Raw genomic sequence first — 5,186 nt, 5'->3', positions numbered from 1 at the left:
AACAACCGCCGCCCCTCCCCGGCTACAGCAAAAAAATCCCGGCGCCGCAATCAGGGTTCCGGGGATTTACAAAGCAATGCTGTAACTGAATAAGTTACGGCGTTGTTTTTTTATGAGGTAATGATTTAGAAACGCAAGTTTTGAATAAACTTACATCGAGGTTCATCCTGTCAAACAACTCTATACAAATATACGAAATATCTGATAAAAAAGCAAATAGGATTTTTATCACCTTATTTGCCGATTTATGGCGGACATCAGCGTCACCGCGGATCATTTTTTCCTTTGAGCGGACTGGAACGGTCTGGAGCGGACATGGGAATCGTTTTCTGAAGACTTGGATTATCTTGCACATCCTTAACGCAGAAATCACCTAAACCCAACAATTATGGATTGCGTCCTTATGGAAACGAGCGCCTATAAAGAGTTGCAGGCGCACCTTCAACGTCTTCTGGAGCGAGTGTCTGCGCTCCATTCCCTCTCCGCCCAACCGACAACTGTCCGGTGGCTTACGGCTGAGGAGGTCTGCAAGGCCTTGAGCATCACCAAGCGAGCCTTGCAATACTATCGCTCCGCCGGCATCATCCCCTATACGGCCTTAGGCAATAAAGTATTGTTCCGGGACGACGACATCCGGCAACTTCTGGAAAAGAACCTGATAAAAAGCCTGTAGCATGACCGAAGAGATCATCACCCGCGACAGCGCCGCGTTCAAGGAACTGCGTCGCGACATCGTCAAAGCCATCCGTGCCGTCGATATTCTGATCGACACGCACCGCCCGACCATCGGAAATGAATTGTACCTGACCAGTGAGGAGATTTGCAGCATCTTCAGCATCTCGAAACGCTCCTTGCAGAATTACCGGGACAACCGCCAAATTCCTTATACTACTCTTGGTGGAAAGATTCTTTATCCGCAGTCATCGCTTTATAAACTGCTGGAACAGCATTATATGAAAGCGCAGCGCTGATGCGGTCTGTGAAAAGGGGAAGATCACTTGATGTGCACCCCAAAGTTTGGACTGATTAATAATTCAGATAGCATGAGTTCGGTATTGTACCGGGCTCATGTTGTTTAATGCGGTCTTTATTCGCTTGTTATTGTAGTAATTTATGTATTCCTCCAGTTCCTTACGGAAGTGATCGACAGACTCGAACTTCTGCAAATATAATAATTCTGATTTTAACAGTCCGAAAAAGTTTTCCATGACCGCATTATCCAAACAGTTTCCCTTACGAGACATGCTCTGACTAATACCTTTTTCCCGCAGCCGATATTGATAGCGTTTCATCTGGTACTGCCAACCCTGATCCGAGTGAAGTATAAGTTCCGGAGTATCGGGCAGATCCTTTATGGCATCTTCAAGCATTTTCATTGTTTGGTAAAAGGTCGGATGTTCAGCTATATTATAACTTATTATTTCCCTGTTATATAAGTCCATAATAGGCGACAGATAAAGCTTCTTGCCGAACAGAGAAAATTCAGTAAGGTCTGTAACCCACTTTTGATTAGGACGTTCCGCCATAAAATTACGTTTCAGCAAGTCGGGCACCACGGCACCAACCTCTCCTTTGTATGAACGATATTTTTTTAGGCGCACCTGGCATTTAACTCCACATTCGTTCATTAACCTAAGTACCGTTTTATGGTTTATAGAATATCCGCGATTGTGCATCTCTACTGTGATACGGCGGTAACCATAACGTCCCTTATGATCGTGGTATATACTTACAATCTCGTTTTTCTCTTGTTTGTATTTATCGGGGAACTTTAACTGCTTCAGATGATAATAGAACGTACTACGCGCCATCCCCGTAACTTCCAATAGCGTGGGAAGGGTATGTTCCGGTCTTAGTTCTTCGATGGCTTTTGCCCGTTCCCGTTCTCGCGGACGATGCGTTCCTCGACTAAGACCCTCAATTTTTTTAAGTAAGCAACCTCGGCGCGAAGACGTTGGTTTTCGACTCGCAAGTCATTTTCTTCCTGTGGTTGTAGTTCCTGTTTATTAGGCTTGGTTCTCATCTTACCCCGATTATCACGGTAAAGACCGGATTCACCTTCTTCATAATAGATACGCTCCCATTTGCTCAGCGTACTCTCATTGTAAATACCGAACTTTGCCGTTGTTTCCGTTAAAGATAAGTGATTCTCGTGCATGTGCCTGATAGCTGACAACTTAAAATCGCCGCTGTAAGTATATTGCCGTATACGAAGACCTTCTTCGCCGAACTCTTTATAACGCGCAATCCAACGGGACAAAGGCGTATAGCTTATTCCAAAATGCTTGGAGGCGGACGATACGGAATGTTGCCCTCTGACAACAGACAAAACGGCCGCTAATTTCTCCTCATAACTGTACTTCATAAAACACCCCAAAAGTTATGTCCAACTTTTGGGGTGCAGTTCACACTCTTCCCCTTCTTTTTTGGATGTATAGCTAATAAAGTTGCTCGGATGGATCACGCATATCTGCTCGTCAGGTTTTCCGAAATCAATGAGGATCGGATATTTGTAAAGCGGCAGATAGTATTTTCGTCCGAAGGATTTGCGGATTGCCTCCGCAGCCAGCAGGATTCCCGATTCGGCCGTTATGGGACGTTCGTATCCGGGATGTTGCCGCATGATCTCCATGCGGCATTTATTGATGTCGTCGAGCGTAAAGACCTCTCCCCGGATGATGCGCAGCAGGCGCAAGGTAAGTTCGTATTCGCGGGACAGATTTCGACGTTGGTCGCTGTTTGTAGCTTCGTCCAACTCTTTCTTCAGCCGTTCGGCTCTTTCTTCGAATGTTGCCATATTTATAGTCCTTTTTGTGTAATGATTCTGTTATCGGCAAGGGGCAGTAAAATTCCGAGGCCTTTGCCGTCATTCATCCTGTGGTAGAAAATCCCGGACGTATTTCTTGGCCGTGTAAATGTCGCGTTCGATGGTAAGTCCGAACGGCAGACGAAGGGATGCCAGTTCGGAGAGCATCAGGTAGCCCCACTCCCATTCGTGGATATGACAATAACCGAACAGGCACCAGTCGTCGCCTTCGCGTTCGGCTTCGGTGATGAGCCATGTGCCCGAGCCGCAGGGGTTGAAATACTTGACGAGGACTTCGGCATCCATTCCTTTCCCATCCTGTGAGTGGATAGGATGTTTCTCGAATTTCGAGATGATCTGTTTTGTGAGCAGTGTCATAGAGAATAAAATTTCAGACTGCCCGGAACGCCCGGACAGCAAGAGCCGAATAGCCGCTGCGGGCGACAAAGACAAGGCGAAGACCTTGGCGTGTCGCATGCAGCGGCTATCTTGCTGGACGGGTCGGCGTAAGAAAAAATCATTTTCGCTCTTTGCTCACAGCAGGATAAATAGTTATCTTTGTTATGGACTACTCTAAATGATAAGCAGATGATGAACAGAATTATATTGATCGGAAACGGGTTCGATTTAGCGCACGGACTGCCGACGAGTTACAAAGACTTTATTCAAGGATATTGGATTTTTCAAAGACGCAGATTATTGGAAGATACAAGTGATCCAACAGACGGATTATGCTGTATTAAAATAGATAATCCGGACGATATCAAGAAACTGGAACATTTTAGCTGGATTTTGGATAATTCGATGTTCCGATTCCAACGTGGCTGGCAGCAGCAACAGCAAATTGAAGAGTATAATAATTTCTTCAATAGTTTGCCTCTAAAATATGAAAGTCGGTTTTTCGAGGCAATAAATCAGTCTATTGAATTAAGAAATTGGGTAGATATTGAGAGTGAATATTATGCATGGCTGAAGAATATTTTCAAACAAGATAGATGCGAATATACCGATCCGGTTCAACTCAACGAAGAGTTGGATTTAATAAAAGGATATTTAACCGGTTATTTGAAATTTGCACTCCAAAATCAAATCAAGCCGGAATTGATAAAGGATTGCATTCGTACAACTATCTACGAACCTTTCAAAGCCAGAGATATTTCCAATGAAGGGAAAGAGGCATTTTTGCAATTTGTGGATGAGAGGTGGGAAAAAGCGGAAAACAAGGAGAATACTGAAAGATGTATTTTTTCCCGCAAATACGGATATTCATTTAGAGATATGGAATCCGATATAGAGTATTATAAAAAAGTAACAAATAATTTATTATCAAATCATATAACCAATGTTGAAACTACGCCAACCGATATTCCGGATTATTATCTTCTTCCCGACCAGATATTGTTCCTGAATTTCAATTATACACGAACCGCAGACTTATATATTGACAAAGACTCCGACTTCAAAATAAACCATATTCACGGGGAGTTGGATAACGATAGGAATCCCATCATTTTCGGCTATGGGGATGAAATGGATGAGGATTATAAGACGATTTCGAATTTGAACGATAACAGCTATCTGACGAATATCAAATCGATCCGTTATCTGGAAACGGACAACTACCGTCGGTTGCTTCGGTTTATCGACTCCGCCCCATACCAAATATATATCATGGGACACTCCTGCGGCAATTCGGATCGCACATTGCTCAACACCTTATTCGAGCATAAAAACTGTGTGTCGATAAAACCTTACTATTACGAGTGGATAGACGATAATAGAGTGCGAGCCGATAACTATATCGAGCTTGTTCAGAATATTTCGCGCAATTTCAACGATATGCAGAAGATGCGGGATCGGGTTGTGAACAAGTCCTATTGTCAACCCCTTACACCGGTTAATGGGCAGCCATAAACCAAGCGGCAGCAATTCATAAAATTGCTGCCGCTTTTTCGGTATTATTCGCTTGGCGTCCAATCCGGTATTTCGATGGTGTCGGCGTCGATTACCGGGCATCGGATAATCTCCACGGTCTCCTTTTCGTAGACGTTGCAACTCACGAAAAGCGATGCGATGAACATGCCCCAGATCAAGGCAAGGATGCAATACCGGATCGCGTATTTGATTTTCTGTTGTTTCATAATAACTTATTGTTTTAAGAGTTCAGCAATTTCCGGATCGAGATTACCCCGATACTCCATGCGCTCGTCCAATCGACAGGCTTCGAGAAAGTGACGGCGCCCCTCCGCCTTGCGTCCCAGCCGCGAACAGGCTATGGCCCGCAGATACTCCGTCACGGCATCTTTGGGCATCGTGGCAAGCAGCTCCATCGCCCGCTCGTTATGATCCAGCGACAGATGCGCCACGACGGTATTACGGT

The 5,186-nt window shown here is 44.7% G+C and carries 7 protein-coding genes and 1 pseudogene; 3 read left to right on the top strand and 5 right to left on the bottom strand.

All coding sequences use genetic code 11. From position 1 onward, the window contains the following. Positions 1 to 388: 388 nt before the first annotated feature. Positions 389 to 673, top strand: a complete 285-nt coding sequence (locus RDN79_RS18925; RefSeq protein WP_141404853.1) for a helix-turn-helix domain-containing protein — start codon at positions 389 to 391, stop codon at positions 671 to 673. 1 nt (position 674) lies between these two features. Further along, a complete protein-coding gene (locus tag RDN79_RS18920) occupies positions 675 to 971 on the top strand; it encodes a helix-turn-helix domain-containing protein (protein WP_009598243.1) in 297 nt (98 codons plus the stop codon). Positions 972 to 1,034: 63 nt separating this feature from the next. On the opposite strand, the gene RDN79_RS18915 is transcribed toward RDN79_RS18920, so the two are convergent. From RDN79_RS18915 to RDN79_RS18900, 3 genes are all read right to left on the bottom strand, one after another. Beyond that, positions 1,035 to 2,365 (bottom strand): IS3 family transposase gene (locus RDN79_RS18915; RefSeq protein WP_374044534.1). Its coding sequence is split into 2 segments (ribosomal slippage): positions 1,035 to 1,921 and positions 1,921 to 2,365, totalling 1,332 coding nucleotides; the frame shifts between segments, so codons are not numbered across the junction. Positions 2,366 to 2,380: 15 nt separating this feature from the next. Further along, positions 2,381 to 2,797: a hypothetical protein gene (locus tag RDN79_RS18905; protein WP_141417827.1), complete on the bottom strand. Its 417-nt coding sequence runs from the start codon at positions 2,795 to 2,797 to the stop codon at positions 2,381 to 2,383. Positions 2,798 to 2,866: 69 nt separating this feature from the next. Next, positions 2,867 to 3,184 (bottom strand): DUF2958 domain-containing protein, encoded by a 318-nt coding sequence (locus RDN79_RS18900; protein ID WP_022332447.1) that lies wholly within the window; start codon positions 3,182 to 3,184, stop codon positions 2,867 to 2,869. Positions 3,185 to 3,394: 210 nt separating this feature from the next. Between RDN79_RS18900 and RDN79_RS18895 the strand changes: the two genes are divergently transcribed. Then, positions 3,395 to 4,720, top strand: coding sequence for an AbiH family protein (locus RDN79_RS18895; protein ID WP_141417828.1), 1,326 nt, complete (start codon positions 3,395 to 3,397; stop codon positions 4,718 to 4,720). A gap of 44 nt (positions 4,721 to 4,764) precedes the next feature. Here RDN79_RS18895 and RDN79_RS18890 read toward each other — a convergent pair whose 3' ends face one another. Then, on the bottom strand, positions 4,765 to 4,947 hold the full coding sequence (locus tag RDN79_RS18890) for a hypothetical protein (RefSeq protein ID WP_117508551.1): 183 nt from the start codon (positions 4,945 to 4,947) through the stop codon (positions 4,765 to 4,767). Between the two features lie 6 nt (positions 4,948 to 4,953). After that, positions 4,954 to 5,186, bottom strand: a pseudogene (locus tag RDN79_RS18885) (hypothetical protein); the annotation flags it as partial.

Origin of the sequence: uncultured Parabacteroides sp. (genome assembly GCF_902493135.1) — a bacterium.
Taxonomy (GTDB): domain Bacteria; phylum Bacteroidota; class Bacteroidia; order Bacteroidales; family Tannerellaceae; genus Parabacteroides.
This window is presented reverse-complemented; position numbering and strand designations above follow the sequence as displayed.